At 66.2% G+C, this 26,743-nt stretch carries 20 protein-coding genes and 1 pseudogene; 9 read left to right on the plus strand and 12 right to left on the minus strand.

What is annotated here, in order from left to right:
• Positions 1 to 9: 9 nt before the first annotated feature.
• A complete protein-coding gene (locus QE393_RS13985; RefSeq protein WP_158894588.1) occupies positions 10 to 1,452 on the minus strand; it encodes a glyceraldehyde-3-phosphate dehydrogenase in 1,443 nt (480 codons plus the stop codon).
• 154 nt (positions 1,453 to 1,606) lie between these two features.
• Between QE393_RS13985 and mfd the strand changes: the two genes are divergently transcribed.
• Positions 1,607 to 5,056: a transcription-repair coupling factor gene (gene mfd, locus QE393_RS13990; protein ID WP_310044121.1), complete on the plus strand. Its 3,450-nt coding sequence runs from the start codon at positions 1,607 to 1,609 to the stop codon at positions 5,054 to 5,056.
• A 45-nt stretch (positions 5,057 to 5,101) separates the two neighbouring features.
• Here mfd and QE393_RS13995 read toward each other — a convergent pair whose 3' ends face one another.
• The 3 genes from QE393_RS13995 to QE393_RS14005 form a co-directional block, all read right to left on the minus strand.
• The gene (locus QE393_RS13995) at positions 5,102 to 5,842 is read right to left on the minus strand and encodes an S-methyl-5'-thioinosine phosphorylase (RefSeq protein WP_273807975.1); all 741 of its coding nucleotides are present in this window, start codon (positions 5,840 to 5,842) and stop codon (positions 5,102 to 5,104) included.
• 11 nt (positions 5,843 to 5,853) lie between these two features.
• Positions 5,854 to 6,846: a beta-N-acetylhexosaminidase gene (nagZ, locus tag QE393_RS14000; protein WP_310044124.1), complete on the minus strand. Its 993-nt coding sequence runs from the start codon at positions 6,844 to 6,846 to the stop codon at positions 5,854 to 5,856.
• 80 nt (positions 6,847 to 6,926) lie between these two features.
• On the minus strand, positions 6,927 to 7,637 hold the full coding sequence (locus QE393_RS14005) for a TetR/AcrR family transcriptional regulator (RefSeq protein WP_310044126.1): 711 nt from the start codon (positions 7,635 to 7,637) through the stop codon (positions 6,927 to 6,929).
• A gap of 236 nt (positions 7,638 to 7,873) precedes the next feature.
• Here QE393_RS14005 and lexA point away from each other — a divergent pair, with 236 nt between their 5' ends.
• Together lexA and sulA are read left to right on the plus strand one after the other, a co-directional pair.
• Positions 7,874 to 8,485 (plus strand): transcriptional repressor LexA, encoded by a 612-nt coding sequence (lexA, locus tag QE393_RS14010; RefSeq protein ID WP_183628616.1) that lies wholly within the window; start codon positions 7,874 to 7,876, stop codon positions 8,483 to 8,485.
• Between the two features lie 181 nt (positions 8,486 to 8,666).
• Positions 8,667 to 9,167 (plus strand): SOS-induced cell division inhibitor SulA, encoded by a 501-nt coding sequence (gene sulA, locus QE393_RS14015; protein WP_310044129.1) that lies wholly within the window; start codon positions 8,667 to 8,669, stop codon positions 9,165 to 9,167.
• Between the two features lie 63 nt (positions 9,168 to 9,230).
• Here the strand turns inward: sulA and QE393_RS14020 are convergent, their stop codons facing one another.
• From QE393_RS14020 to fadB, 6 genes are all read right to left on the minus strand, one after another.
• Complete coding sequence (locus QE393_RS14020) at positions 9,231 to 9,467, minus strand: hypothetical protein (RefSeq protein WP_007162387.1); 237 nt, start codon at positions 9,465 to 9,467, stop codon at positions 9,231 to 9,233.
• A 130-nt stretch (positions 9,468 to 9,597) separates the two neighbouring features.
• Positions 9,598 to 10,116 (minus strand): DUF6586 family protein, encoded by a 519-nt coding sequence (locus QE393_RS14025; RefSeq protein WP_310044130.1) that lies wholly within the window; start codon positions 10,114 to 10,116, stop codon positions 9,598 to 9,600.
• A 58-nt stretch (positions 10,117 to 10,174) separates the two neighbouring features.
• Positions 10,175 to 12,781 (minus strand): type I DNA topoisomerase, encoded by a 2,607-nt coding sequence (gene topA, locus QE393_RS14030; RefSeq protein WP_310044131.1) that lies wholly within the window; start codon positions 12,779 to 12,781, stop codon positions 10,175 to 10,177.
• A gap of 149 nt (positions 12,782 to 12,930) precedes the next feature.
• Entirely contained in the window at positions 12,931 to 13,182 is a 252-nt protein-coding gene (locus QE393_RS14035; RefSeq protein ID WP_208692317.1) for a DUF1653 domain-containing protein, read from the minus strand.
• A gap of 72 nt (positions 13,183 to 13,254) precedes the next feature.
• A complete protein-coding gene (fadA, locus tag QE393_RS14040; protein WP_273807988.1) occupies positions 13,255 to 14,433 on the minus strand; it encodes an acetyl-CoA C-acyltransferase FadA in 1,179 nt (392 codons plus the stop codon).
• Between the two features lie 15 nt (positions 14,434 to 14,448).
• The gene (gene fadB, locus QE393_RS14045; RefSeq protein ID WP_310044134.1) at positions 14,449 to 16,596 is read right to left on the minus strand and encodes a fatty acid oxidation complex subunit alpha FadB; all 2,148 of its coding nucleotides are present in this window, start codon (positions 16,594 to 16,596) and stop codon (positions 14,449 to 14,451) included.
• A 415-nt stretch (positions 16,597 to 17,011) separates the two neighbouring features.
• Here fadB and QE393_RS14050 point away from each other — a divergent pair, with 415 nt between their 5' ends.
• Positions 17,012 to 17,452: a universal stress protein gene (locus QE393_RS14050; RefSeq protein ID WP_007162381.1), complete on the plus strand. Its 441-nt coding sequence runs from the start codon at positions 17,012 to 17,014 to the stop codon at positions 17,450 to 17,452.
• An 18-nt stretch (positions 17,453 to 17,470) separates the two neighbouring features.
• Here the strand turns inward: QE393_RS14050 and QE393_RS14055 are convergent, their stop codons facing one another.
• Positions 17,471 to 19,387: an ATP-binding cassette domain-containing protein gene (locus QE393_RS14055; protein WP_273807991.1), complete on the minus strand. Its 1,917-nt coding sequence runs from the start codon at positions 19,385 to 19,387 to the stop codon at positions 17,471 to 17,473.
• A 220-nt stretch (positions 19,388 to 19,607) separates the two neighbouring features.
• Here QE393_RS14055 and QE393_RS14060 point away from each other — a divergent pair, with 220 nt between their 5' ends.
• The 5 genes and pseudogenes from QE393_RS14060 to phnE all read left to right on the plus strand — a co-directional run bounded on the left by QE393_RS14060 (position 19,608) and on the right by phnE (position 24,975).
• Positions 19,608 to 21,536, plus strand: a complete 1,929-nt coding sequence (locus QE393_RS14060; protein WP_310044136.1) for a transglycosylase SLT domain-containing protein — start codon at positions 19,608 to 19,610, stop codon at positions 21,534 to 21,536.
• Positions 21,537 to 21,731: 195 nt separating this feature from the next.
• Positions 21,732 to 22,580: a putative selenate ABC transporter substrate-binding protein gene (locus QE393_RS14065; RefSeq protein ID WP_273807993.1), complete on the plus strand. Its 849-nt coding sequence runs from the start codon at positions 21,732 to 21,734 to the stop codon at positions 22,578 to 22,580.
• Entirely contained in the window at positions 22,577 to 23,386 is an 810-nt protein-coding gene (locus QE393_RS14070) for an ATP-binding cassette domain-containing protein (protein WP_310044139.1), read from the plus strand. The genes QE393_RS14065 and QE393_RS14070 overlap by 4 nt, the downstream gene beginning before the upstream one ends.
• Positions 23,380 to 24,192, plus strand: a pseudogene (locus QE393_RS14075) (PhnE/PtxC family ABC transporter permease); the annotation flags it as partial. The gene QE393_RS14070 and the pseudogene QE393_RS14075, both read left to right, overlap by 7 nt.
• A gap of 51 nt (positions 24,193 to 24,243) precedes the next feature.
• Positions 24,244 to 24,975: a phosphonate ABC transporter, permease protein PhnE gene (phnE, locus tag QE393_RS14080; protein ID WP_310045639.1), complete on the plus strand. Its 732-nt coding sequence runs from the start codon at positions 24,244 to 24,246 to the stop codon at positions 24,973 to 24,975.
• 153 nt (positions 24,976 to 25,128) lie between these two features.
• On the opposite strand, the gene selA is transcribed toward phnE, so the two are convergent.
• A complete protein-coding gene (gene selA / locus QE393_RS14085; protein ID WP_310044140.1) occupies positions 25,129 to 26,538 on the minus strand; it encodes an L-seryl-tRNA(Sec) selenium transferase in 1,410 nt (469 codons plus the stop codon).
• Positions 26,539 to 26,743 lie beyond the last annotated feature (205 nt).

Consider the following 26,743-nt stretch of genomic DNA (forward strand, 5'->3'; position numbering starts at 1 on the left):
GCGCAAGACTCAGGCCGGGAAGGCCGGCGGATTGACCCCCGCCATCTCTTCCAGCACCCGCACGACCTGGCAGCTGTAACCGAACTCGTTGTCGTACCAGACATAGAGGACGACACGGTTGTCGCTGACGATGGTGGCGCCGGCATCGACCACGCCGGCATGACGGGAGCCGACGAAGTCGCTGGAGACCACTTCCGGCGAGTTCACGAAATCGATCTGCTTGTGCAGCGGCGAGTGCAGCGCCATTTCGCGCAGGTACTCGTTGATCTCGTCCTTGCTGGTGCCGTTTTCCAGGTTCAGGTTCAAGATCGCCATGGAAACGTTGGGCGTCGGCACGCGGATGGCATTGCCGGTCAGCTTGCCGGCCAGTTCCGGCAGGGCCTTGGCCACGGCCTTGGCGGCGCCGGTCTCGGTGATCACCATGTTCAGCGCGGCGCTGCGGCCACGGCGGTCGCCCTTGTGGAAATTGTCGATCAGGTTCTGGTCGTTGGTGTACGAGTGCACTGTCTCGACGTGACCGTTGACGATGCCGTACTTGTCGTTGACCGCCTTGAGGATCGGCACGATGGCGTTGGTGGTGCAGGAGGCCGCGGTGACGATGGTGTCTTCGGCGGTGATGGTGTCATGGTTGATGCCATGCACGATGTTCTTCAGGCTGCCCTTGCCGGGCGCGGTCAGCACCACGCGGGAGACGCCCTTGCACTTGAGGTGCTGGCCCAGGCCTTCGGCATCGCGCCATCTGCCGGTGTTGTCGACCACGATGGCATCCTGGATGCCGTACGCGGTGTAGTCGACGGTGGTGGGATCGTTGGAGTAGATCACCTTGATCAGGGTGCCGTTGGCGCACAGGGTGCTGTTGGCTTCGTCGACGGTGATGGTGCCGTCGAAGGAGCCGTGCACGGAATCGCGACGCAGCAGGCTGGCACGCTTGACCAGGTCGTTGTCGGCGCCCTTGCGCACGACGATGGCGCGCAGGCGCAGGCCGTCGCCGCTACCCTGGTGCTCGATGAGGATGCGTGCCAGCAGACGGCCGATACGACCGAAGCCGTAGAGCACCACGTCCTTGCCCTTGCGCTGCTCGACGCCCTGCTTGCCGACCACGGCGGACAGCTCGCTGCGCAGGAAGTCCTTGAGGTCGCGACCGGCGGCTTCGGCCTTGAACTTCAGGCTCAGGCGGGCCAGGTCGATGGAGGCGGCACCCAGTTCCAGCTCGCTCAGGGCCTTCACCAGCGGGTAGGTGTCCTGCACGGACAGCTCGACGTTGTCGATCTGGCGGGCGAACCGGTGGGCCTTGAGAATGGAGATCACCGAACGGTTGACCAAACCGCGACCGTAAATCGAGGTCACAACATTGTTGTTACGGTACAGCTGACCAATCAGGGGAATCATGGCCTCGGCGAGCGCTTCGCGATCGATCCATTCTTCAAGGCACTGCTCAGGCTTCTGACTCACGACAAATCCTTCCCTATGTAGGAGCTGAAAAAAGGAACTACATTATGACCGCGCTGCCTCTCCCAGGCAATCTACGCGCGTCGCTGCACTGACAGCGCGAAAGCCCGGTCGTTACAATCCCAACCCTCCCGAAATCCACCGGAGTTCCGCCCGCGTGTCAGTTTTGCGTACCCCGTCAATTCCTGAAACCGCCGGCCGCCAACAGTGGGGCAACCTGCCCGGCGCCGCGCTAGCCCTCGCCATCGCTGAAGCCGCCAAGGCCGCGACTCGCCGCTTCACCCTGCTGATCACCCAGGACAGCCAGACCGCTGATCGCCTGGAGCAGGAACTGCGCTTCTTCGCGCCCGAGCTTCCGGTGCTGAATTTCCCCGATTGGGAGACGCTGCCCTACGATGTCTTCTCGCCGCACCAGGACATCATCTCCCAGCGCGTCGCGACGCTTTATCGGCTGCCGGAGCTCTCCCACGGCATTTTGGTAGTCCCGCTGGCGACTGCCCTACACCGCCTGGCGCCCACCCGTTTCCTGCTCGGCAGCAGCCTGGTGCTGGACGTCGGCCAGCGGCTGGACGTCGAAGCCACCCGCGCGCGCCTGGAAGCGGCCGGCTACAGATATGTGGACACGGTGTACGAACATGGCGAATTCGCCGTGCGCGGCGCCCTGATCGACCTCTTTCCCATGGGCAGCAACCTGCCCTATCGGATCGACCTGTTCGACGACGAGATCGAGACGCTGCGGACCTTCGATCCGGAGACGCAGCGATCCATCGACAAGGTCGACAGCATCCGCCTGTTGCCGGCGCGGGAATTCCCGCTGCATAAAGAAGCCGTGACCGGCTTTCGCGCGCGATTCCGCGAGCGCTTCGACGTGGACTATCGCCGCTGTCCCATCTATCAGGATCTGGCCAGCGGCATCACGCCGGCGGGCATTGAGTACTACCTGCCATTGTTTTTCGATGAAACCTCGACCCTCTTCGACTATCTGCCGGCCAACACCCAGGTGTTTTCGCTGCCGGGTATCGAACAGGCCGCCGAGCAGTTCTGGACCGATGTCCGCAATCGCTACGAGGACCGTCGGGTCGATCCGGAGCGGCCGCTGCTGCCGCCGGCCGATGTCTTCCTACCGGTGGAGGACTGCTTCGCGCGCCTGAAGAACTGGCCGCGGGTGGTCATCGGCGCGGACGACCTGGAATCCGGTGTGGGCCGCGAGCGCTTCACGGCGCGAGCACTGCCGGACCTGGCCATCGATGCCAAGGCCAGCCAGCCGCTGGCGGCCCTGGAGCACTTCATCACCGATTTTCCCGGCCGGGTGCTGTTCACCGCGGAAAGCGCCGGTCGCCGCGAAGTGCTGCTGGAGTTGCTGGCCCGACTGAATCTGCGTCCGGGCCAGGTCGAGGGCTGGGCGGCCTTCCAGGCCAGCGCCGAGCGCATCGCCATCGCCCTGGCGCCGCTGGACGAGGGCCTGGTGCTGGATGAAGCCGGTGTCGCCCTGATCCCGGAAAATCCGCTGTTCGGCCAGCGCATCATGCAGCGCCGCCGCCGCGAGAAGGGTCGCGATGCCGGCGAGAACGTCATCAAGAATCTCACCGAGTTGCGCGAAGGCGCGCCGGTAGTGCACATCGACCATGGCGTCGGTCGCTACATGGGCCTGATCACCCTGGAGCTGGACGATCAGCCCCAGGAATTCCTGCTGCTCGAATACGCCGACGACGCCAAACTCTATGTACCGGTGGCCAGCCTTCACCTGATCGCCCGCTATTCGGGCACCGACGATGCCCTGGCGCCGCTGCACAAGCTGGGGTCCGAAACCTGGCAGAAGGCCAAGCGCAAGGCAGCCGAACAGGTGCGCGACGTCGCCGCCGAGCTGCTCGACATCTATGCCCGCCGCGCCGCGCGCAAGGGCTATGCCTTCAGGGACCCGGCCGCCGACTACGCGACCTTCTCCGCCGGTTTCCCCTTCGAGGAGACGCCGGACCAGCAGGCCGCCATTGAGGCGGTGCACAAGGACATGCTGGCGGGCACGCCCATGGATCGCCTGGTCTGCGGCGACGTGGGCTTCGGCAAGACCGAGGTGGCCATGCGCGCAGCCTTCATCGCCGTGCACGGTGGGCGCCAGGTGGCGGTGCTGGTCCCCACCACCCTGCTCGCCCAGCAGCACTACAACAGCTTCCGTGACCGCTTCGCCGATTGGCCGGTACGCGTCGAGGTGATGAGCCGCTTCAAGTCGGCCCAGGAAGTCGCCGCCGCCGCGCGCGAGCTGGCCGATGGCAAGATCGACATCATCATCGGCACCCACAAGCTGCTGCAGGGCGATGTGAAGTTCAAGGACCTGGGCCTGGCCATCATCGACGAGGAGCACCGCTTCGGGGTGCGTCAGAAGGAGCAGTTGAAATCGCTGCGCAGCGAGGTGGACATCCTCACCCTCACCGCCACGCCGATTCCGCGCACCCTGAACATGGCCGTGGCCGGCATGCGCGACCTGTCCATCATCGCCACGCCCCCGGCCCGCCGGCTTTCGGTACGCACCTTCGTCATGGAAGAGCAGAACGCGGTGATCAAGGAAGCCCTGCTGCGCGAGCTCCTGCGCGGCGGCCAGGTGTACTTCCTGCACAACGAGGTCAAGACCATCGAGAAGCGCGCCCGCGAACTGGCCGAGCTGGTGCCCGAGGCCCGCGTCGGCATCGGCCACGGGCAGATGCGCGAACGCGATCTCGAACAGGTGATGAGCGACTTCTACCACAAGAGATTCAACGTGCTGGTGGCCTCGACCATCATCGAGACCGGCATCGACGTGCCCAATGCCAACACCATCATCATCGAGCGCGCGGACAAGTTCGGCCTGGCCCAGCTGCACCAGCTGCGCGGCCGCGTCGGGCGCAGTCACCACCAGGCCTACGCCTACCTCCTCACGCCGCCGCGCAAGGGCATGACGCCGGATGCCGAAAAGCGCCTGGAAGCCATCGCCGGTGCCCAGGACCTGGGGGCCGGCTTCATCCTGGCGACCCACGACCTGGAGATCCGTGGCGCTGGCGAACTGCTCGGCGAAGGCCAGAGCGGGCAGATCCAGGCGGTGGGTTTCACCCTCTACATGGAAATGCTGGAGCGGGCAGTCAAGGCCATTCGTAAGGGCGAGCAGCCCAACCTCGAGAAGCCCCTGGGCGGCGGTCCGGACATCAACATGCGCGTTCCCGCGCTGATCCCGGAAGACTACCTGCCCGATGTCCATGCGCGGCTGATCCTCTACAAGCGCATCGCCTCGGCGCCGGACGAAGACGCCCTCAAGGAATTGCAGGTGGAGATGATCGACCGCTTCGGCCTCTTGCCGGAACCGACCAAGAATCTGGTGCGCCTGACGCTGCTCAAACTGCGCGCGGAAGGCCTGGGCATCGTCAAGGTGGATGCGGGCCCCCAGGGCGGGCGGCTGGAGTTCGCCGCCGATACCCAGGTGGATCCGCTGGTGCTGGTGAAGATGATCCAGGCACAGCCGAAGAAGTACCGGCTGGAGGGCGCGACCCTGTTCAAGTTCCAGGTGCCGATGGAGCGGGCGGAAGAGCGCTTCAACGTTCTGGAAGCCCTGTTCGATCGCCTGACGCCCGCCGCCAGCTGACCGACGAGCCGTTCCCGGTTGATCCAGGGAGCGGCTTGGGGCTCATCAGCCTGTCAGCACCTCGGCCAGCACCTGGCGCACCTCGTCGATGCCGCTGGCCAGGACCGCTTCGATCTCGGCCATGGTGATTTCCCGCTGCACCTTGCCGGCCGCCGGATTCACCACCAGCGCCAGGCAGGCATAGGGCAGAGCGAGTTCGCGCGCCAGGGCCGCTTCCGGCATCCCGGTCATGCCGACGATATCGCAGCCATCACGCTCCAGCCGCACGATCTCCCCCGCAGTCTCCAACCGCGGCCCCTGGGTGGCGGCATAGACGCCATGGTCGCTGTGCGGCAGCTGCAGCGTGCGCAGTGCATTCAACAGCCGCTGGCGCAGGGGTTCGTCGTAGGGAAAGCTGAAGTCGATGTGGGTGACATGCTCGAGGTCCGCGCCTTCGAAGAAGGTATGGCCGCGCCCCCAGGTGTAGTCCACCAGCTGGTGGGGCACGCACAGGTGGCCACTGCCCATGGCCGCATGGATGCCACCCACGGCATTCACCGCGACGATGGCTTCGGCGCCGGCCTCCCTGAGCGCCCAGAGGTTGGCGCGGTAGTTGACCTGGTGCGGCGGAATGCGATGCGGGTGGCCGTGGCGGGCCAGGAACAGCACCGGGCGGCCGGCATAGTGGCCACGCTGCACGGGCGCCGAGGGCACACCCCAGGGCGTCTCGAAGGTCTGGGCCTGGTCCAGCTCCAGACCCGCGAGCGCGGTGAGGCCGGTACCGCCGATGATGGCGTAGGTAGTCATGGAAACGTCCTTTAGATGAGTTCAGCCTGGCGCAACCGCCGCAGGGCAAGACTCCACTGCGGTTGCTGGCGGTAATCGAGATCGACAAGGCGGCGAGCTCTCATGCTGGCCAGTCGTGGCGCGGGCGAGACGCCCAGCTGCTGTACCCGGGTCAGAGCCAGCTCAGCCGCTGCGCGGTCATTGCACACCAGGCCCATGTCGCAGCCGGCGCTGAGCGCCGCCTCGACGCGCTGGCCGGCATCGCCCGCGACGTGGGCACCCGCCATCGACAGGTCGTCGCTGAAGATCACGCCCTGGTAATCCAGCTGGCCGCGCAGGATGTCCTGCAGCCAGCGTCGGGAAAAGCCGGCAGGCTGGGGATCCACCGCGGGATAGATGACGTGAGCGGGCATCACCGCACCCAAGGTCGGCAAGAGAGCCTGGAACGGGCGCAGGTCGGTGCGCAGCAGGGTGTCCAGATCGCGCTCGTCGGTGGGAATGGCATAGTGGGAGTCGGCTTCGGCCCAGCCATGGCCGGGGAAGTGCTTGCCGGTGGCGGCCATGCCGGCGTCGCCCATGCCGGTGATGAAGGCGCTGCCCAGCTCGATCACCTGGTCGGCACTGCCGAAGGAACGGGCGCCTATGACCTGGCTGCGCCCATGGTCGACGTCCAGCACCGGGGCGAAGCTGAAGTCCAGCCCCACCGCCAGGATCTCGGTCGCCATCAGCCAGCCGCAGAGTCGGGCCAGCTCCAGGCTGTCCGCGCGTCCGCCCAGCTGCCCCATGGCCGGCAACCGCACCACGTCGCGGCGCAGGCGCTGCACGCGACCGCCTTCCTGGTCCACGGCCAGCAACAGCTCTGGCCGCACCGCGCGAATGGCACGGCACAGTTCCCGTACCTGCCCTGGGGTTTCGATGTTGCGGGCGAACAGGATCAGTCCGCCCACCTCCGGCTGGCGCAGCAGCTGGCGATCCTCGGCGGTGAGCCAAGTGCCAGCGATATCGACCATCAGGGAGCCTTGCATGGGTACCTCGTCCGAATGCTCCGGCGCACGGCGCCGTGAAAGGGACGCAAGCTTACCCCAGGCACCGCCGGCCTCGCAGCCTAGTAGCTCTCGGCCATCTCCGCGACCACCGGCCGCCGTGGCCGATATTGCGCCTGGGCCAGCTCCGGCGCGTGCATCGCCGTGGGGGCGCGCATTCCGCTGGCGAGGAAGGGCACCATCAGTCGCAGTACCTGATCGGTATGGGTATCGACGCCGAAATCGTTTTCGCCGATCGCCCGCAGTGCCTTGATGCCGGACATGCTGAACACCGCCGCGCCCAGCATGAAGTGGGCGCGCCAGAACAGCTCCAGCGGCGGAATCTCGGGTACGGCTCGATTCACCAGCAGCAGGAAGCGGCGGAACGCGCGGCCGTAGGTCTGTTCCAGGTACTTGCGCAGGTGGCCCTGGCTCTGGCTGAAGGCCAGGCCCAGCAGGCGCATGAACACCGAGAGGTCATTGCCATGCCGCGGCTTGATGGCCAGGGAGTGATCCACCAGCAGATTCAGCAGCGCCTCCAGGCTCACCTCCTCGCCGTTCTTCGGCTGCCACTGATCGAGGTCCCGCTCCAGGTTGAAGCAGAAGGGATCGAGAAAGCGCGAGAACACCGCCTGGATCAGGGCCTTCTTCGAGCCGAAGTGATAGTTGACCGCAGCCAGGTTGACCCCGGCTCGCGTGGTGATGAGTCGCAACGAGGTTTCGGCAAAGCCGCGCTCGGCGAACAGCTGCTCGGCCGCATCCAGAATGCGCTCTACGGTATCCGACTGCGCCATGACCTTCCTCGATAGATGAATTTCCGTTTGAAACATATGTTTCAAACGCTATCCAAGTCAATCGCGAGCTGGACTCGAGGGGTCTGCACAAGGGCGTGAAAGAGCCGGCGATCCACGCTCGGGAGGCAGATTGCGGTGAATCGGGCCTGTCGTCCGAAGGCCTGGGCAGCGGCCTTGCCTACCACCCGGAGTTACTGTATATAATCACAGCATCATTAGACGACGCGACGTGCATCATGCTGAAACTGACACCGCGACAAGCCGAGATCCTGGCCTTCATCAAGCGTTGCCTCGAAGCCAATGGTTTTCCGCCTACCCGCGCGGAGATCGCGCAGGAGCTTGGTTTCAAATCGCCGAACGCGGCCGAGGAGCACCTCAAGGCCCTGGCGCGCAAGGGCGCCATCGAGATGACGCCGGGCGCCTCCCGGGGCATCCGCATCCCGGGGCTGGATGCCACGCGCAAGGCCGACGAGAGCCTGCCGGTCATTGGTCGGGTCGCCGCGGGCGCGCCCATCCTCGCCGAACAGAACGTCGAAGAGAACTGCGCCATCAATCCGGCCTTCTTCCAGCCACGTGCCGACTACCTGCTCAAGGTCAAGGGCATGAGCATGAGAGACGTCGGCATCCTCGATGGCGACCTCCTGGCCGTCCATGTGACCCGCGAGGTGCACAATGGCCAGATCGTCGTGGCCCGGGTGGGCGACGAGGTCACCGTGAAGAGATTCAAGCGCTCGGGCAACCAGGTCACCCTGCTGGCAGAGAATCCCGAGTTCTCCCCTATCGAAGTCGATCTTTCTACCCAGGAATTCGCCATCGAAGGGTTAAGCGTTGGCGTCATCCGCCGTTAACGTCTAAGGCTGGCCTTCGGGCCAGCCTTTATCACGCCTTTTGCCTTACGCCGAGGTCTTGATCGGGGGTATCTGTTCGCGCTTCGTAAAGCGCTCAAGACCAGGCTGAGCACAGTGACGTCATGTATCCGTGGTACATGACGTCAAGTGGATTTGATCAAGTCGCCTCCAGGAGGTCGCCATGCAATTTCCCCTGATGTTCGATGCACCGCGCTCGTCCGTTCAGGAGCTGGATCTGGCACCCGAGCTCCTGCTGCAGGAGCTGACCGCCTTTCTGCCCAAGTCCGGCAAGCCGGCACGGGAGCTGCCGACCGCTTCGCTGCCGGACACCTTCAGCGAGATGTCCCTGCACGGTAGCCAGGAGCAGTGCCTGCAATTGCTGGCGCCCATCCTGCGCCAGCTGAGCGACAAGGACGATGCCCGCTGGCTGACGCTGGTCACGCCGCCGTCGCTGCTCAGCAACGCCTGGCTGCGCAGTACCCATCTGAATCCGGAGCGCGTGCTGCTGCTGCAGACGCCGAGCGCAGCCAAGACCCTGCAACTGGCCTGCGAGGTGTTGCGCAAGGGACAGAGTCATACGGTGATCAGCTGGCTGCACGACCTGAGCGATGCGGGCAAGCAGCAACTGGCACGCGCCGCGGCCCAAGGCAACAGCCAGAGTCTGAACGTCAGATTCGCGTAGGCAGCAGGCAGAAAGGGATATAGCGGTGGCATTCCCGCGCGGAATGCCGGATCAGGCGGAGAGTCAGTGCAGGACGCGGGGTTGATCGTCACGCTGAAGGCTGTCGCCTTCGGCCAAGCGACCCGCCATCTGCACGCCCAGGTTGAACATGGCCTTGGCCACCTCTATCTGCTGTCCATGCAGGAAATCCTTGGCATCGCTGGAAAACTCAAGGGTAACGAGGGCTTCCTCGTCGTCCGCACGGCGCAGCACGATGCGACCATCGGAGAGTTCAACGATTTCCAGGTAGGCAGTAGTCATTCAGTATCTCCACAGCTAAGCGGATAGTGTAACAGCGTGGGGTCTGAGAGGCTGACTTGCCTGAGCCTTTTTCGACGGTCTGCAAGGCCAGCATCCTGGCAGCCTTGGATGAGTTGCTGGTGGAACGGGCCTACCACTCGGTCATGGCACCGCGGAATCTGAGCGCCGTTTGCTTGAGGCTGTCGCGCCAGGCTTCCACTTCTTCAAGACCCAGTTCCGGCTCGGCCGGTTCCAGGCTGACCGCCTCGATCAAGGCCAGCGTCGGGTCCTGCTTGGGCCGTCGTGGCGCCTGGGGCGGCTGCAGCAGCCGCTGGTATTCGGCGATCAGCCGTGCCAGCCAGGTCTCCGGATTGCCAGCCAGCTCCACCAGCTCCCCCATTTCCGGACTGGGCGCCTCGTTCAAGGCTTCAGGTGAGAGCAGTACGGCGAGCGATGTGGCCTCCATGGTGGGATGGCGGTAGAAACCCGCCACCTCCTGACAGAGGCCCAGCAGGGCGCCATGCAGGTGAAACAGGCAGGCCTCGCGCTCGGCCATGATGCGGCCCTGGCTTTGTGCGGAAGGTGCCGCCTGAGCCGAGCGCCAGTTGTCCAGCGCCAGGCCGGCGAAATAGAGCTTCTGGTTGGTGCGGGTGTAACGCTCGTTGGCCATGCCCATCTCCTGGAGCCGGCTCACGCCGACCGCCTGTCTCGCGCCGGAGCCCGAGGCCCTAGCGCTTCTCTTCCACCTGCCACTTCTTGCCGTCGTAGAAGGCCTTCCAGCCGGTGGGCTTGCCCTCGACCTCGGTCTGCACGTACTGCTCTTTGGTCTTGCGGCTGAAGCGGATCACCGCCGGGCGACCCTCGGCATCCTTCACCGGGGCACTGAGCAGATAATGGTACTTGGGATCGATCTCGTCGCGATGAGGCAGCAATTCGCTGACCAACGGCGCGCGGGTCTCGCGATTCTTCGGGAAGCCGCTGGCAGCCAGGAACAGACCCGAAGCGCCGTCACGCAGCACATAGGTGTCGTCGACCTTTTCGCAACGCAGCTCCGGCATGGGCACGGCGTCCATCTTCGGCGGCGCCGGCTCACCGTTCTTGAGCAGCTTGCGGGTGTTCTTGCAGGCCGGGTTGGTACAGCCGAAGAACTTGCCGAAGCGGCCGGTCTTGAGCTGCATCTCGCTGCCGCACTTGTCGCATTCCAGCGACGGGCCTTCGTAGCCCTTGATGCGATAGCTGCCCTCCTCGATCTCGTAGCCCGGGCAGTCCGGGTTATTGCCGCAGACGTGCAGCTTGCGGTGCTCGTCGATCAGATAGGCATCCATCGCGGTGCTGCAGATCGGGCACCGGTGCTTGCCGCGCAGGACCAGGGACTCGGATTCACCCTCGTCGTCTTCGGCGATCTCGTCGCCCGGCACCAGGTTGATGGTGGCCTTGCAGCGTTCCTTGGGCGGCAGGGCGTATCCGGAGCAGCCCAGGAAGACGCCAGTGGAGGCGGTACGGATCATCATCGGCCGGCCGCAGAGCTGGCAGGGAATGTCCGTCAGGGTCGGCTGATTGGCGCGCATGCCCTTCTCGCCCGCTTCGGCGTATTCCAGCTTCTGCTTGAAATCCCCATAGAATTCGTCGAGCAGATTCTTCCAGTCCCGTTCGCCCTGGGCGACGTTGTCCAGGTTGCCTTCCATGTTGGCGGTGAAGCTGAAGTCCATCAGGTTGGCGAAGCTTTCGTTCAACCGGTCGGTAACGATGTCGCCCATCTTCTCGGCATAGAACCGGCGATTGTGCACCGTCACGTAGCCGCGATCCTGGATGGTGGAAATGATGGCGGCATAGGTCGACGGCCGGCCGATGCCGCGCTTCTCCAGTTCCTTGACCAGGCTGGCTTCGGAGAAGCGGGCCGGCGGCTTGGTGAAGTGCTGGCTCGGGTCGAGCTTGACCAGGCCGAGGTCCTCGCCCTGCTTCATCTCGGGCAGGACATCATCGTCGCCCGGCTTGCCCTGCTGCGGCAGGACCCGGGTATAGCCGTCGAACTTGAGGATACGGCCACGGGCACGCAGCTCGAAGTCACCCGCCGCGGCGGTCACCGTGGTGGACAGGTATTCGGCCGGGGGCATCTGGCAGGCTAGAAACTGGCGCCAGATCAGCTCGTACAGGCGCTCGGCATCACGCTCCATGCCCGACAGGCTGTTGGGCTTGACGTTGATGTCGGACGGGCGGATGGCCTCGTGCGCTTCCTGGGCGCCTTCGCGGCTGCCATAGACATTGGCTTTTTCCGGCAGGTACTGCTTGCCGAATTCGCTCCCGATGTAGCCGCGGGCCATGGCGATGGCATCGCCCGACAGGTTGGTCGAGTCGGTACGCATGTAGGTGATGTAGCCGGCCTCATAGAGACGCTGGGCCATCATCATGGTCTTCTTCACCCCGAAGCCCAGGCGATTGCTCGCCGCCTGCTGCAGGGTGGAGGTGATGAAGGGCGCCGAGGGCCGGCTGCTGGTCGGCTTGTCTTCGCGCTTGGCGATGCGATAGGCGGCCTTTTCCAGCTTGGTCAGGGCGGCCTTGGCCTGGGCTTCGTTCAGCGGCTTGAAGGCTTCACCCTTCTCGCGCACCACTTCGAAACGCACCTGGGCCTTTTTCGGCGTGGCCAGGTCGGCGTGGATTTCCCAGTATTCCTCGGGGACGAAGGCGCGGATCTCGCGCTCGCGCTCCACCACCAGCTTGACCGCCACCGACTGCACTCGACCGGCGGACAGGCCACGGGCGATCTTCGACCACAGCAGCGGCGAGACCATGTAGCCGACCACGCGGTCGAGGAAGCGCCGCGCCTGCTGGGCGTTGACGCGATTGATGTCCAGTTCGCCCGGCCGGGAGAAGGCCTCCTGGATGGCTTTCTTGGTGATTTCGTTGAAGACCACGCGCTTGTAGCGCGAGTCGTCGCCGCCGATGGCTTCCCGCAGGTGCCAGGCGATGGCCTCCCCTTCGCGGTCCAAGTCGGTTGCGAGATAGACGGTGTCGGCGTCCTTGGCCAGGCGGCGCAGTTCCTCGATCACCTTTTCCTTGCCGGGCAGGATTTCGTAGTGCGCCTTCCAGCCGTGTTCGGGGTCGACGCCCATGCGGGTGAAGAGCTGGCGCCGGGCCTTTTCCTTGGGTGACAGCGCGGGCGCCTCGGCGGCGGTCTTGCGCGTCTTGGCGGCGGGCTCCTTGGCGGTGCCGGCGCCGCTGGTGGGAAGGTCGCGGATATGGCCGATGCTCGACTTCACCACGTACTGGTTACCCAGATACTTGTTGATGGTCTTGGCCTTGGCCGGGGATTCCACGATGACCAGCGATTTACCCATGGGAGAGTCAGATTCCTGCTTGAAGGCGGTAAGCGAGCGAAAGGCGAGCGCCATAAAGGCGGATGGAGGACCAGATCGATTTCAGTCTGGTGCGCCGGGGGCGGTCGGCCAACGCGGCACCGCTATATATAGTGGCGATGTCGGCAAGGTCAAGGCTGCGGCGTGGCATCCAGACCCAAGGGAGCGGCTTCGACGCTGATCAGCGCGAAGCGCGGCACCTGCTCGCCATCCACCTGGACGCTCTCGCGAAACATGCTCAGGGGACGCGCCCAGAGACCATATTCACCATACAACGCCTGATAGATGACCAGCTCTTCTTCGGTCTCCGAATGCCGGGCCAGACCCAGCACCCGATACTGCTGACCCTTGTAGTGCCGGTAAAGTCCCGTCTGCAATGCCATGTTCCACCTCGAAAAAAGAAAACCGGGGCAGCCCTGGGGGCGCCCCGGTCGGATGACGCACGCTGCGGCGGATCAGCGCAGGCGTTCGAACACCGTGGTGATGCCCTGGCCAAGACCCACACACATGGTGGCCAGGCCGAAGGTGCCGTCATTCTGTTTCATGACATTTAACAGCGTGCCTGAAATTCTGGCGCCAGAGCAACCGAAGGGGTGGCCCAGGGCGATGGCGCCCCCATGCAGATTGACCTTTTCCTCCATCTTGTCGAGCACCTTGAGGTCCTTGAGCACCGGCAGGGCCTGGGCCGCGAAGGCTTCGTTGAGCTCGATGAAATCGATGTCGGCGATGGTCAGGCCGGCACGCTTGAGGGCCTTCTGCGAGGCCGGGACCGGACCGTAGCCCATGATCGCCGGATCCACCCCGGCCACGGCCATGGAGCGGATCCTGGCCAACGGCTGCAGGCCCAGGTCCTGGGCGCGCTGCGCCGACATGACCAGCATGCAGGAGGCGCCGTCGGTGATCTGCGAGGAGGTGCCGGCGGTCACGGTACCACCCTTGGGGTTGAACGCCGGCTTCAAGGCAGCCAGGCCTTCGAGGGTGGTTTCCGGACGGATGGTCTCGTCATGGCTGAAGACCTTGAGGAAGCCGTTCTCGTCGTGACCTTCCAGGGGAATGATCTCGTCCTTGAACTTGCCTTCCTGGGTGGCCTTCCAGGCCAGCTGATGGGAACGGTAGCCGAACTGGTCCTGGGCCTCGCGGGTGATGCCGTGCATCTTGCCCAGCATCTCGGCGGTGAGGCCCATCATGCCCGAGGCCTTGGCGGCGTGCAGCGACAGCTGGGGGTTCGGATCGACGCCGTGCATCATGCCGACGTGGCCCATGTGCTCCACGCCGCCGACGACGAAGACGTCGCCGTTGCCGGTCTGGATCGCCTGGGCGGCGGTGTGCAGGGCGCTCATGGAGGAGCCGCACAGCCGGCTCACTGTCTGGGCGCCGCTGGTATGGGGGATGCGGGTCAGCAGCGACGCCATGCGGGCGATGTTCCAGCCCTGCTCCAGGGTCTGGTTGACGCAGCCCCAGATCACGTCTTCCACCTCGGCCGGATTGACCTGGGGATTGCGGTCGAGGACCGCGTCGATCAGCCGCGCGGACAGGGTCTCGGCGCGGGTATTGCGGTGCATGCCACCCTTGGAACGGCCCATGGGCGTGCGGGCGAAGTCGACGATGACGACGTCTCTCGGATTCAGACTCATTTCTTTACTCCAGGCTCAACCGAAGAAGCGTTGGCCAGCGGCGGCCATTTCGCGGAGTTTGGGGGTCGGGTGGTACAGCGGCCCGAGGTCGGCGTACTGGTCGGCCATGGCGACGAATTCGGCCACGCCCAGGCTGTCGATGTAGCGCAGCGCACCGCCACGGAAGGGTGGGAAGCCGATGCCGTATATCAGGCCCATGTCGGCTTCGGCGGCGCTGTCGACGATGCCGTCTTCCAGGCAGCGCACGGCTTCCAGGCACAGCGGCACCATCATCCGCTCGACGATCTGCTCGTCGGTGAACTCAAGCTGCTCGTAGGTGACCGGTGCCAGCACCGCGGCCACGGCCGGGTCGGCGACCTTCTTCGGCTTGCCCTTCTTGTCGGTCTCGTAGACATAGAAGCCCTTGCCGTTCTTCTGGCCGAAGCGCTGGGCTTCGTAGAGGGCGTCCACCGCGGTCTTGCGGCTTTCCTTCATGCGCTCGGGGAAGCCCTCGGCCATGACGTCGCGGGCGTGGTGGGCGGTGTCCATGCCGACCACGTCCATCAGGTAGGCCGGGCCCATGGGCCAGCCGAACTTCTCCATCAGCCGGTCGACGCGCTGGAAGTCGGCGCCCTGGGCCAGCAGCGCGGCGAAGCCGCCGAAGTACGGGAAGAGGATGCGATTGACCAGGAAGCCGGGGCAGTCGTTCACCACGATGGGATTCTTGCCCATCTGGCGGGCATAGGCCACGGTGGTGGCGATGGCCCTTTCGCTGGTCTTCTCGCCGCGGATCACCTCGACCAGGGGCATCATGTGCACCGGGTTGAAGAAGTGCATGCCGCAGAAGTTTTCCGGACGCTTGAGCGCCTGGGCCAGCAGGCTGATGGAGATGGTCGAGGTGTTGGAGGTGAGGATGGCGTCCTCGCGCACCTGGCCTTCCACTTCCGCCAATACGGCCTGCTTGACCTTGGGATTCTCGACCACGGCCTCGACCACCAGGTCGACGCTCTTGAAGTCGCCATAGGACAGCGTAGGACGGATGCGATTGAGCGCCTCGGCCATCTTCGCCGGCTCCAGGCGGCCCTTCTCGACGCGCTTGTTGAGCAGCTTGCTGGCTTCGCTCAGCCCCAGTTCCAGGGCTTCGTCGCGAATGTCCTTCATCAGGATCGGGGTGCCCTTGAGCGCGGACTGGTAGGCGATGCCGCCCCCCATGATGCCGGCGCCCAGCACGCTGGTCAGCTTGACCGGCGCAGCCTGCTTCTCCAGCACCTTGGCCTTGCGCTTGAGCGCCTGGTCATTGAGGAACAGGCCGACCAGGCTGGCGGACACCGAGGTCTGGGCCATCTTGGCGAAACCGGCGCCTTCGACTTCCAGTGCTTTGTCGCGACCGTAGTTGGCGGACTTCTGGATGGCCTTGATGGCTTCCAGCGGGGCCGGATAGTGCGGGCCGGCCTGGCTCGCGACGAAACCCTTGGCCGATTCGAAGGCCATCATGGCTTCGATGGCATTGAGCTGCAGCTTTTCCAGCTTGGGCTTGCGCTTGGCGCGGTAGTCCAGCTCGCCGGCGGCGGCGCGGCGGACCAGGTCCAGCGCCGCGTCGAACAGGTGCTCGGGCGCGACCACGGCATCGGCCACGCCGACCTTGAGGGCGGTGGCGGCGTCGTTTTCCTTGCCGGACGCGATCCACTCGATGGCGTTGTCGCTGCCGATCAGGCGCGGCAGGCGAACGGTACCGCCCCAGCCCGGATAGATGCCCAACTTGACTTCCGGCAGGCCGATGCGCGCCGCGGTGCTCAGCACCCGGTAGTCGGCGGCTAGGGTCATCTCGCAACCGCCACCCAGGGCGATGCCGCCCACGGCGGCCACGGTGGGCACCGGCAGGTCTTCGAAGTCGTTGAAGATGCGGTTGATCTCGGCGATGCCGGCCTGCAGCTCTTCGGTCGGACGGCCGAACATCTCGACGAATTCGGTGATGTCGGCGCCGACGATGAAGACGTCCTTGCCGCTGGTGACGATGACGCCGCGCAGGCCGGCGTGGGCTTTCAGGGCGTCCACGGCCTGGCGAAATTCACGCAGGGTGATGGCGCTGAACTTGTTGACCGATTCGCCTTGAAGGTCGAAGCGAAGTTCGGCGATGCCGTCCTCCACGTCGCGCACCGAAAGGGCTTTGCCTTCGAAAATCATCAGCGGGTCTCCCTTGAGTCCTGGTCGCAAGGCGGGCGGCAGCTTCGGATGGAAGCCGAAAATCGCCAGCCCCGATATTGTTGTGTGGAGGGCACCGGCCGGGCCGGGGCGAAAATTCATACAACCGTTTGAACGGTTCGCACAACCTTCTGGCAAAAGCGGGCGCTTGTCAATTGGGACGCACGGGGAAAGCGCGGCCGGGGGTTCGAGTGGTGAGTGCTTGAGCTTGGCGCGCTTCTGTGCAAGATAGCCGTGGAGCTATCCCCGACTCCTGGAGTCGAAACTACAAGTGGGCAAGCGTCTGCCTGAACAGTTGCCGAGCGACAGCCGGTTCTGTCCGGCCAGCACCTGAAGCCTGCGAATCGAGCGCCAGCCACGGTATGGCCTGGCGCCCCATCATGAAGGAGAGATGTGTATGGCCTACCAACACATATTGGTTGCCGTCGACCTGACCGAAGATTGCCAACCGGTGATCCGTCGCGCCGTGGCCCTGGGTCAGTGCTGTGGCAGCAAGGTGTCCCTGGTGCATGTGGTCGAACCCATGGCCATGGCCTTTGGCGGTGATGTGCCCATGGATCTGTCGTCGCTGCAGCAGCAGCAGATCGAGCAGGCTCGCGAGCGGCTGGATGGCTTTACCACCCAGTATGCCGAGCTGGCCGGCAACTGCGTGCTGGCCTACGGACAGCCACGCCAGGAGATCCACCGCATGGCCAAGGAGCAGGGCTGCGACCTGATCGTGGTCGGCAGCCATGGTCGTCACGGTCTGGCGCTGCTGCTGGGCTCGACGTCCAACGACCTGTTGCACGGCGCGCCCTGCGATACCCTCGCGGTGGCCCTGAAGAAAGACAAGGCTTGATGCCGCGGCAGGGCTGGATCACTCCAGCTCGGCCCAGCGCTCGATGAGCCGATCCAGCTCGGCCTGCAGCGCGTCCATGCGGGCAAGCTTGGCCTGGGTGACTTCGCCCGGCAGCTGGTAGAAGCCGGGATCGGCGATGGCGGTCTGCAGGGCTTCCAGTTCGATTTCCGCGGTTTCGATGGCACCTGGCAGGGCGTCCAGCTCACGCTGCTCCTTGTAGCTGAGCTTGCGCTTGGCCGGTGCGGCTGCCGCGGCCACGGGTGCCGCAGCGGTTGCGGGCTCAGCCTTGGCAGCCGCTGGCGCCGGCTTGCTGTCCTCGCGGGTCTGCACACCCAACAGGCGCGGCGAGCCGCCCTGGCGCAACCAGTCCTGGTAGCCGCCGACGTATTCGCGTACCCGCCCTTCCCCTTCGAACACCAGGGTGCTGGTCACCACGTTGTCGAGGAAGGCCCGGTCGTGGCTGACCATCAGCACCGTGCCCTCGAAACTCAGCAGTACCTCTTCGAGCAGTTCCAGGGTCTCGACATCGAGGTCGTTGGTCGGTTCGTCCAGCACCAGCAGGTTGGCCGGCTTGCTGAACAGCTTGGCCAGCAGCAGGCGCGCCCGCTCGCCACCGGACAGCGCCTTGACCGGGGTGCGGGCACGCTGGGGGCTGAACAGGAAGTCGCCCAGGTAGCTCAGCACATGCCGATCCTGGCCGTTGATGGTGATGAATTCGCGACCCTCGGCGAGGTTGTCGATCACCGTCTTTTCCGGCTCCAGTTGCAGGCGCAGCTGGTCGAAGTAGGCGATCTCCAGCTTGGTGCCGTACTGGATCTTGCCGGTGGTCGGCTGCAGGTCACCCAGCAGCAGCTTGAGCAGGGTGGTCTTGCCGGAGCCGTTGGGGCCGAGCAGGCCGATGCGATCGCCACGCTGGATCAGCAGGGTCAGATCACGGATCAGCGGTTCGCCACCGGGGTGGGCATAGCTCATGTGCTCGGCGAGGATGACCTGCTTGCCGGACTTGTCGGCCGTTTCCAGCAGGAGGTTGGCCTTGCCCTGGCGCTCACGGCGCTCGCTGCGCTCGTTGCGCATGGCCTTGAGGGCACGGACCCGGCCTTCGTTGCGGGTACGCCGGGCCTTGATGCCCTGGCGGATCCAGACCTCTTCCTGGGCCAGGCGCTTGTCGAACAGGGCATTGGCGGTCTCTTCCGCCGCCAGCTGCTGCTCCTTGTGCACCAGGAAGCTGGCGTAGTCGCCCTGCCAGTCGATCAGGTTGCCGCGATCCAGTTCGAGGATGCGGGTGGCCAGGGCCTGGAGGAAGGCGCGGTCGTGGGTAATGAACAGCACGGCGCCGGGATAGCCGCGCAGGGCGTCTTCCAGCCAGGCGATGGCGCCGATGTCCAGGTGGTTGGTGGGTTCGTCGAGCAGCAGCAGATCCGGCTCGGCCACCAGCGCCTGGGCCAGCAGCACGCGCCGCCGCCAGCCGCCGGAGAGTTCGGCGAGGGTCTTTTCCGCCGGCAGCTGCAGCCGGCTCAGGGTGCTGTCCACCAGTTGCTGCAGGCGCCAGCCATCGCGGGCCTCCAGCTCCTGCTGGACGTGCATGAGCCGCTCCATGTCCAGTTCGCCGCTGGTGTCCTGGGTCAGGTGGTGATACTCGGCGAGCAATTCGCCGACACCGGCCAGGCCCGCGGCCACCACGTCGAACACCGAGCGGTCGTCGGCGCGGGGCAATTCCTGCGGCAATTCGCCGATCTTGATCGCCGGGGCGCGCCAGACCTCGCCGTCGTCGGCCTGCTGCTCGCCCTTGACGATGCGCAGCAGGCTGGACTTGCCGGTGCCGTTGCGGCCGATGATGCATACCCGCTCGCCCCGCTCGATCTGCCAGGACACCCCGTCCAGCAAGGGGGTGACGCCAAAGGCCAGGGATACGTTGGTGAACTTGAGCAGCGCCATGGGTTTCTCCGCGAAAAAGGCCAGCCAGTCTAGCAGAGACGCCTAGCCCGGCGCCGGTCTGCACGACCCGGCGAAACGCCCGGACCGCCCGACGGCAGGCCATGGCCGACGCTTTCGCCACCTGCCGCCGGCACGTAAGCTAGACTGCCCCGTGACGGTCGGCCGCCTGCCCTGAGCCTGGCGCGCCGCCCCCTCCGCATCCAGCTTTTACGGAATTCCCATGCGCGGTCGCCTGTTCGTCATCCTGCCCCTGCTCCTCGCTCCCCTGATCGGCTCCACCACCTCGCAAGCCGCTCCCCTGGAGCAGCAGCGGCAACTCTACGACCAGGCCAAGGCGGCGCTGGACCGTGGCGATGCCAGCGTCTACCTGGCCAATCGCGGCGAATTGCGCACCTATCCGCTGGAGCCCTACCTGGCCTACGACGAGCTGATCAAGCGCGTCCCCGGTGCCAGCGATACCGAGATCGAGGGCTTTCTCGCCGAGCACGGCGATCTGCCGCAGTCCAACTGGCTGCGCCTGCGCTGGCTGCGCAGCCTCGCCGATCGCGGCGACTGGAATCGCTTCGAGAAATACTATTCGCCGGACTTCAACTTCACCGAACTGGACTGCCTGCACGGCCAGTACCTGATCGCCCAGGGCAATGCCAGCGAGGGCTTCAAACTGGCGGAGAAGTACTGGCTGGTGGGCAAGGCCCAGCCGACCACCTGCGATGGCCTGTTCCAGGCCTGGGCAGCGCGTGGCCAGCTCACCGAGGAGCGGGTCTGGGAGCGCGCCAAGCTGGCCGCCGACAAGGGCGAATACGGCCTGGTGCGCACCCTGTCCGCCCAGTTGCCAACGCTGTCCGGCCAGGCCCAGCGGCTGATCGACGTGGCCCAGAAGCCGCAGCAGATCGCCAATGTCCAGGCCTTCGCCCCGGCCAGCGAAAGCCTCGCCGACGTGGTCGGCCTGGGCCTGCGCAAGCTGGCGCGCCAGGACCCGGAACAGGCCATGAGCCTGCTCGACGTCTACAGCCAGCGCATGCCCTTCACCCGCGATGAAAAGGTCGCCATCGCCCGCCAGATCGGCCTGACCCTGGCGAAGAACTTCGATCCGCGCGCCCTGCCGCTGATGGAGCGGTACGATCCCGAGCTGCGTGATGACGACGTCAGCGAATGGCGTGCCCGATTGCTCCTGCGCCTGGGTCGCTGGAGCGATGCCCACGCCCTGATCGAGCGTTTTCCGCCGAGCCTGGCCAAGGCCAATCGCTGGGAATACTGGCGCGCCCGCACCCTGGAGCTGATGCAGCCGCAGAGTCCGGCGGTGCTGCGCGAATACGCCGAGGTCAGTCGCGAGCGTGACTACTACGGCTTCCTTGCCGCCGATCGCAGCAAGGCGCCCTATCAGCTCAACAACAAGCCGCTGATGCTCAGCGACGCCCTCAAGCGCAAGGTGCGCAATACCCCTGGCGTGCAGCGCGCCCTGGAATTCATCGCCCGCGGAGAACCGATCAACGCCCGCCGCGAGTGGTTCTACGTCAGCCGCCACTTCAACCGCGACGAACTGGTGGCCCAGGCGCGCATGGCCTATGACATGCAATGGTATTTCCCGGCGATCCGCACCATCAGCCTGGCCAAGTACTGGGACGATCTGGACATCCGTTTCCCCATCGCCTACCGCGAAAGCTTCGTGCGCGAGGCCCAGACCCGCGGCCTGCACAGCAGCTGGGTGTTCGCCATCACCCGCCAGGAAAGCGGTTTCATGGCCGATGCGCGCTCCGGCGTGGGCGCCATGGGCCTGATGCAGCTGATGCCGGCCACCGCCAGTCATACCGCCAGCAAGTTCGCCATTCCCCTGGCCTCGCCACAACAGGCGCTGACCCCGGAAAAGAACATCCAGCTGGGCACCGCCTATCTGTCCATGGTCCATGCCCAGTTCAACGGCAACCGGGTGCTGGCCTCGGCGGCCTACAACGCCGGCCCGGGTCGGGTGAAGCGCTGGCTGACGGGCGCTCGGCACCTGGCCTTCGACGTCTGGGTGGAGACCATTCCCTTCGACGAGACGCGGCAATACGTGCAGAACGTGCTGGCCTACGCAGTGATCTACGGCCAGAAGCTCAATGCGCCGCAACCCCTGGTGGACTGGAACGAGCGCTTCTTCGACGAGACCTAAGCGCCTGCGGGCTCGCCCTGATACCACCGCAGCGGACCCGGACGCCGGTTCGTCCGCTGCACAGTGGCCGCCCAGAGCCCCTGGGCCACTGGCAGCAGCATCCCGCAAGGCCTTCGGCGCCGTGACGGCTGCGCAAAACAGCGCCACCCCCTATACTGCAGCCCCTTTTTTTCCGCTATTGAACCGGAGAAACCCATGCTCAAGCGTTCGCTGGCCCTGGCAGCAGGCCTGGCCCTGTCTCTGACTTCCCTGCTCTCCCACGCCGCCGCCGAACTGCGCGTCTCGGCCATTCCCGACGAGGCGCCCACCGAGCTGATCCGCAAGTTCAAGCCGCTGGGTGAATACCTGGAGCAGCGCCTCGGCATGCCGGTGAAATTCGTCCCGGTGTCCGACTATGCCGGCGTGGTGGAAGCCATGGCCTCGGATCGCCTGGACCTGGCCTGGTTCGGCGGCTTCACCTTCGTCCAGGCGCAGCGCAAGGCGCCGATGATCCCCCTGGTGCAGCGCGAAGAAGATCAAAAATTCACCAGCAAATTCATCACCGCCGACCCGGCCGTGAAGACCCTGCAGGACCTCAAGGGCAAGACCTTCGCCTTCGGTTCGGTCTCTTCCACCTCGGGCAGCCTGATGCCGCGCTACTTCATGCAGCAGGAGGGCATCGTCCCCGAGCAGTTCTTCTCGCGGGTGGCCTATTCCGGCGCCCATGACGCCACCGTCGCCTGGGTCGCCGCGGGCAAGGCCGATGCCGGCGTGCTCAATGCCTCGGTGTGGAAGAAGCTGGTCGACGCCGGCAAGGTCGATACCAGCAAGGTCCGGGTCATCTCCACGACCCCGACCTACTACGACTACAACTGGACGGTGCGCGGCAATCTGGATCCGCAACTGGCGGCCAAGATCAAGCAGGCCTTCCTCGACCTGGATCCGGCCAAGCCGGCCGACAAGGCGATCCTCGACCTGCAGGCGGCCAGCCGCTTCGTGCCGACCTCGCCGGACAACTACAAGAGCATCGAGGCTTCCGCCCTGGCAGCCGGCCTGCTCAAGTGAGTCTCGCCCTCAGGGGCGTGACGCTGGTACACGCCGACGGCTCGCCCGCCCTGGCCGATCTCGACCTCAGCCTGCAACAGGGTGAGCAGGTCGCCCTGATCGGCCCATCCGGGGCGGGCAAGACCAGCCTGTTGCGCCTGCTGGCCACCGGCCTGCGGCCGGTCGTGGGTCAACTGGAGCTGCTCGGCCAGGAACCCTGGAGCCTGGGCAACCGGGCGCGGCGCCAGTTGCGCGCCCGCATCGGCCTCATCCATCAGGCGCCGCCCTTGCCGGCGCGCCAGCGCGTCATCACCGCGGTACTGGCCGGACGCCTCGGCCAGTGGTCGCTGGCGCGCAGCCTGGTCAGCCTGGTGCATCCGCTGGATCGTGACGGCGCCGCCGCCGCCCTGGCGCCGCTGGATCTCGCCGATCGCCTCTATTCCTCCTGCGACCAGCTGTCCGGTGGCCAATTGCAGCGCATCGGCATCGCCCGGGCGCTCTATCAGCAACCGCAGCTGCTGCTCGCCGACGAACCCGTGTCGGCCATGGACCCGGTGCTGGCCGGCCATACCCTGGAGGTGCTGAGCGACGCAGCGGCGCGCCAGGGCAGCACCCTGGTCACCAGCCTGCACAACGTGGAGCTGGCGCTGCAGCGCTTTCCGCGCATCCTCGGCCTGCGGGCCGGTCGGCTGCTGTGGGACAAACCCGCGAGCGCCGTCACCCCGGCCGATCTCGCCGCGCTCTATGCCAACGAGGGGCTGAGCGCCACGTTGGCGCCCGCCGCCCCGGCCCCGGCCGAGACGCCGCTCGACCTGCCGCGATGCTGACGTCGCCCCGCCAGGACCCGGCCGCGCGGCCTCGTCTGCTGCTCACCCTGCTGGCGCTGCTGCTGGCCTGGCCGACGCTGCGCCTGGCGGAGTTCGATCTCTTCGGACTCTTCACCGGCGACAACGCCCGCACCATGGGCAACTTTCTCGCCGGCTTCTGGCCGCCTGCCCATGACGCCGACTTTCTCGCCGTGCTCGGGCGCGCCACCCTGGAAACCCTGGCCATCGCCACCCTGGGCATGGCCCTGGCGGCGCTGATCGCCCTGCCCGCCGCCCTGCTCGCGACTCGCGTGCTGTCGATCTCCGCCCTGCCCCGCGGCGGACGTCCAGGCCGCTTGCCGCGCCTGCTCCGCGGACTGGTCCGCGGGGTGCTGATCGTCCTGCGCAGCGTGCCGGAGATCGTCTGGGCGCTGCTGTTCGTCCGCGCCGTGGGCCTGGGTCCCACCGCCGGGGTGCTGGCCATCGCCATCACCTACGGCGGCATGCTGGGCAAGGTCTATGCGGAGATCTTCGAATCGGTCGATCCCCGCCCGGCGCGGTCCCTGCTGCTGCAGGGGGCCGGTCGCCTGCAGGCCTTCGTCTATGGCGTGCTACCCAATGCCACGGGCGAGATGATTTCCTACAGCGTCTACCGCTGGGAATGCGCCATCCGTGCCTCGGTGGTGATGGGCTTCGTCGGCGCCGGCGGTCTCGGCCAGCAGGTGGACCTGTCGCTGCGCATGTTCGCCGGTGGCGAGGTGGCCAGCCTGCTGCTGACCTTCCTGGTGCTGGTGCTCCTGGCCGATGTGCTCAGTCGCCTGCTGCGCCGGGTGGAGCGCGGTCAGGGTCGGGGCCGCGGCGCTCTGACCGTGCTGGCCATGGGCGCCGCCCTGGTGGCGTCCGCCAGCTACCTGGGCACCGCCTTCGGCGAATTGCTGAGCGCTCGCGCCCTGGCGCAGATGGGCAGCTTCCTGGCCGATTTTCTCAAGCCGGACGTCTCCCTCGCCCAGCTGTCGGCCGTGGCCCACGGCGCGGTGGAGACTCTGGCCATGTCGGCCCTGGGCACCCTGCTCGCCGGGCTGCTCGGCATCCTGCTGGCGCTGCCGGCGGCCGGTCGCCTGGGCCTGGGCGCCTTGGCGCTGGCGCGGCTGGTGCTCAATGCCCTGCGCGCCGTGCCGGAACTGGTCTGGGCGGCGCTGATGGTGCTAGCCGCCGGCCTGGGACCCAACGCCGGGACCCTGGCCCTGGCCCTGCATACCGCCGGGGTACTCGGCCGGCTGTTCGCCGAAGCCCTGGAAAACACCCCCAAGGCGCCCGCCGAGGCCATTCGCCTGGCCGGCGGTGGCGCGCTGGCGGCCTTTCTCTACGGCACCCTGCCGGCGGTCTGGCCACAGTTGCTGGCCTACGTGCTCTATCGCTGGGAAAACAACATCCGCATGGCCAGCATCCTCGGCTTCGTCGGCGCCGGCGGCCTGGGGCAGCAGCTGTACTTCAGCCTGAGCCTGTTCCAGCAGGCCCAGGCCGCCACCGTGATCCTCGGCATGCTGGTGCTGGTGCTGGGCGTGGATGGGCTGAGCAATTGGGCCCGGCAGCGCTGGGTCGTTCGTTAGAGCCTATTCAAAGGCTGCTACGCGTCGGCCAAACTGCGTTAAAAATGCCTTCGGAATGCTCATTTATCCTATATAAACTCCGCTTCCTCGGGCATTTTCGCGGGGCCGCCTAGGCCTTGTTTGCCTCTAGCTCGCGAGCCTTTGAACAGACTCTTAACGAATCTCTGGCAGCAGCAGCGCTGGCAACTGCGCCAGAAAGGCGGATTCGTCGTCGAGCTGACGCAGATCCAGCCAGAGCGCATCGGCATCGATGCGCCCCACCACCGGAATGGGTAGCTGGCGCAGGCCCTCTTCCAATTGCCGCAGGGCGCGCCCACGCAGGCGCTTGCTGACCTGGGGGCGACAGCACAGCGCCGCGCCGGGCAGGCGTGCCACCGGCTGGGCGCCACTGCCGATCATGCCCAGCGCCGGCTCCACGCTGACCGCATAGGTCGCGCCCAGCACGGCGGCGAAGGCCGGCAGCAGCCGTTCGGCCTGGGTGGTGATGGCCTCGGCCGGACGGGATAGCAGGCGCAGGCTGGGCAGCCGTTCGGCCAGTCGATCCGGATCGCGATAGAGCGCCAGGGTCGCTTCCAGGGCGGCCAGGGTCAGCTTGTCGACCCGCAACGCCCGCTTGAGCGGATTCTTCTTGATCCGCTCGATGAGGTCACGGCGACCGACGATGAGGCCGCACTGGGGGCCGCCAAGCAGCTTGTCGCCACTGAAGGTCACCAGGTCCGCGCCATCGCGCAGCGCCTGTTGCACCGTGGGCTCGGCGGGCAGCCCCCAACGGGTCAGGTCCACCAGGGTGCCGCTGCCCAGGTCTTCCAGCAGGGGGACGTCATGGGCGCGGGCAATGGCGGCCAGCTCCGCCGTGGCCACGCTGGCGGTAAAGCCCTGGACGCTGTAGTTGCTGGTGTGCACGCGCATCAGCAGCGCGGTGCGCGGGCCGATGGCGGCTTCGTAGTCGCGGGCATGGGTGCGGTTGGTGGTACCCACCTCCACCAGCTTGACCCCGGCGCGGGCCATGATATCGGGGATGCGGAAGGCACCGCCGATCTCGATCAGCTCACCGCGGGACAGCACCCCTTCCTTGCGCGCGCCTAGGGCATGCAGGGCCAGCAGAACCGCCGCGGCGTTGTTGTTGACCACCGTTACCGCCTCGGCGCCGGTGAGTTCGCGCACCAGGTCGGCGACCAGGTCGTCGCGATCACCGCGCTTGCCGGTGGCCAGGTCGAATTCCAGATTCATCGGCTGACGCGCGGCCTCGGTTACCGCGGCGATGGCCTCTTCCGCCAGCAGCGCCCGCCCCAGGTTGGTGTGCAGCACCGTGCCGGTGAGATTGAACATCCGCCGCACCCGCGGCTGGCTGTGCAACGCCAGGCGCTCGCCCAGGCGACCGGCCAGCACGCCCTCCTCCACCTCCACGGCGGTCAGGGTGCCGGCTTTCAGGGCGTCGCGCAGGTCGTCAAGCAGCGAGCGATAGCCGCCAAGGACCTGCTCGCGACCGTGGCGCTCCTCCAGCGGACGCGAAGCGGGATGGCGCAGCAGGCGGTCGATAGACGGCAGGCGAATGGCGGTCATGGGAGCCTCTTGGATCGATTCGACCCCCAGTGTAGCCCGAACCCGCGGCGGGTCGACCAGGGCGCGCCACGCTGCCGCAGGCCTGGCCCGTCCTGGCGTGGAGTGGCCCGAACCCGGACCTGGGGCGTCCGGAAATGACCCCCGGGTTCCCGGTTTGCCGCGTGCCAGAGCCCGTCCTAGGATGGTTTTCGCGGGCTTTGCCCAG

Source organism: Pseudomonas sp. SORGH_AS_0211 (genome assembly GCF_031453455.1).
GTDB lineage: Bacteria > Pseudomonadota > Gammaproteobacteria > Pseudomonadales > Pseudomonadaceae > Chryseomonas > Chryseomonas aestiva.

Bases quoted from the DNA above. Each gene is read 5' to 3' on its own strand.
- QE393_RS14060 (WP_310044136.1), top strand. From the start codon at position 19,608: ATGCGCGGTCGCCTGTTCGTCATCCTGCCCCTGCTCCTCGCTCCCCTG.
- selA (WP_310044140.1), bottom strand. From the start codon at position 26,538: ATGACCGCCATTCGCCTGCCGTCTATCGACCGCCTGCTGCGCCATCCC.
- fadB (WP_310044134.1), bottom strand. From the start codon at position 16,596: ATGATTTTCGAAGGCAAAGCCCTTTCGGTGCGCGACGTGGAGGACGGC.
- QE393_RS14035 (WP_208692317.1), bottom strand. From the start codon at position 13,182: ATGGCATTGCAGACGGGACTTTACCGGCACTACAAGGGTCAGCAGTAT.
- QE393_RS14055 (WP_273807991.1), bottom strand. From the start codon at position 19,387: ATGGCGCTGCTCAAGTTCACCAACGTATCCCTGGCCTTTGGCGTCACC.
- QE393_RS14005 (WP_310044126.1), bottom strand. From the start codon at position 7,637: ATGGCGCAGTCGGATACCGTAGAGCGCATTCTGGATGCGGCCGAGCAG.
- nagZ (WP_310044124.1), bottom strand. From the start codon at position 6,846: ATGCAAGGCTCCCTGATGGTCGATATCGCTGGCACTTGGCTCACCGCC.
- QE393_RS14065 (WP_273807993.1), top strand. From the start codon at position 21,732: ATGCTCAAGCGTTCGCTGGCCCTGGCAGCAGGCCTGGCCCTGTCTCTG.
- lexA (WP_183628616.1), top strand. From the start codon at position 7,874: ATGCTGAAACTGACACCGCGACAAGCCGAGATCCTGGCCTTCATCAAG.
- QE393_RS14020 (WP_007162387.1), bottom strand. From the start codon at position 9,467: ATGACTACTGCCTACCTGGAAATCGTTGAACTCTCCGATGGTCGCATC.
- QE393_RS14050 (WP_007162381.1), top strand. From the start codon at position 17,012: ATGGCCTACCAACACATATTGGTTGCCGTCGACCTGACCGAAGATTGC.
- fadA (WP_273807988.1), bottom strand. From the start codon at position 14,433: ATGAGTCTGAATCCGAGAGACGTCGTCATCGTCGACTTCGCCCGCACG.
- topA (WP_310044131.1), bottom strand. From the start codon at position 12,781: ATGGGTAAATCGCTGGTCATCGTGGAATCCCCGGCCAAGGCCAAGACC.
- phnE (WP_310045639.1), top strand. From the start codon at position 24,244: ATGGGCGCCGCCCTGGTGGCGTCCGCCAGCTACCTGGGCACCGCCTTC.
- sulA (WP_310044129.1), top strand. From the start codon at position 8,667: ATGCAATTTCCCCTGATGTTCGATGCACCGCGCTCGTCCGTTCAGGAG.
- QE393_RS14025 (WP_310044130.1), bottom strand. From the start codon at position 10,116: ATGGCCAACGAGCGTTACACCCGCACCAACCAGAAGCTCTATTTCGCC.
- QE393_RS13995 (WP_273807975.1), bottom strand. From the start codon at position 5,842: ATGACTACCTACGCCATCATCGGCGGTACCGGCCTCACCGCGCTCGCG.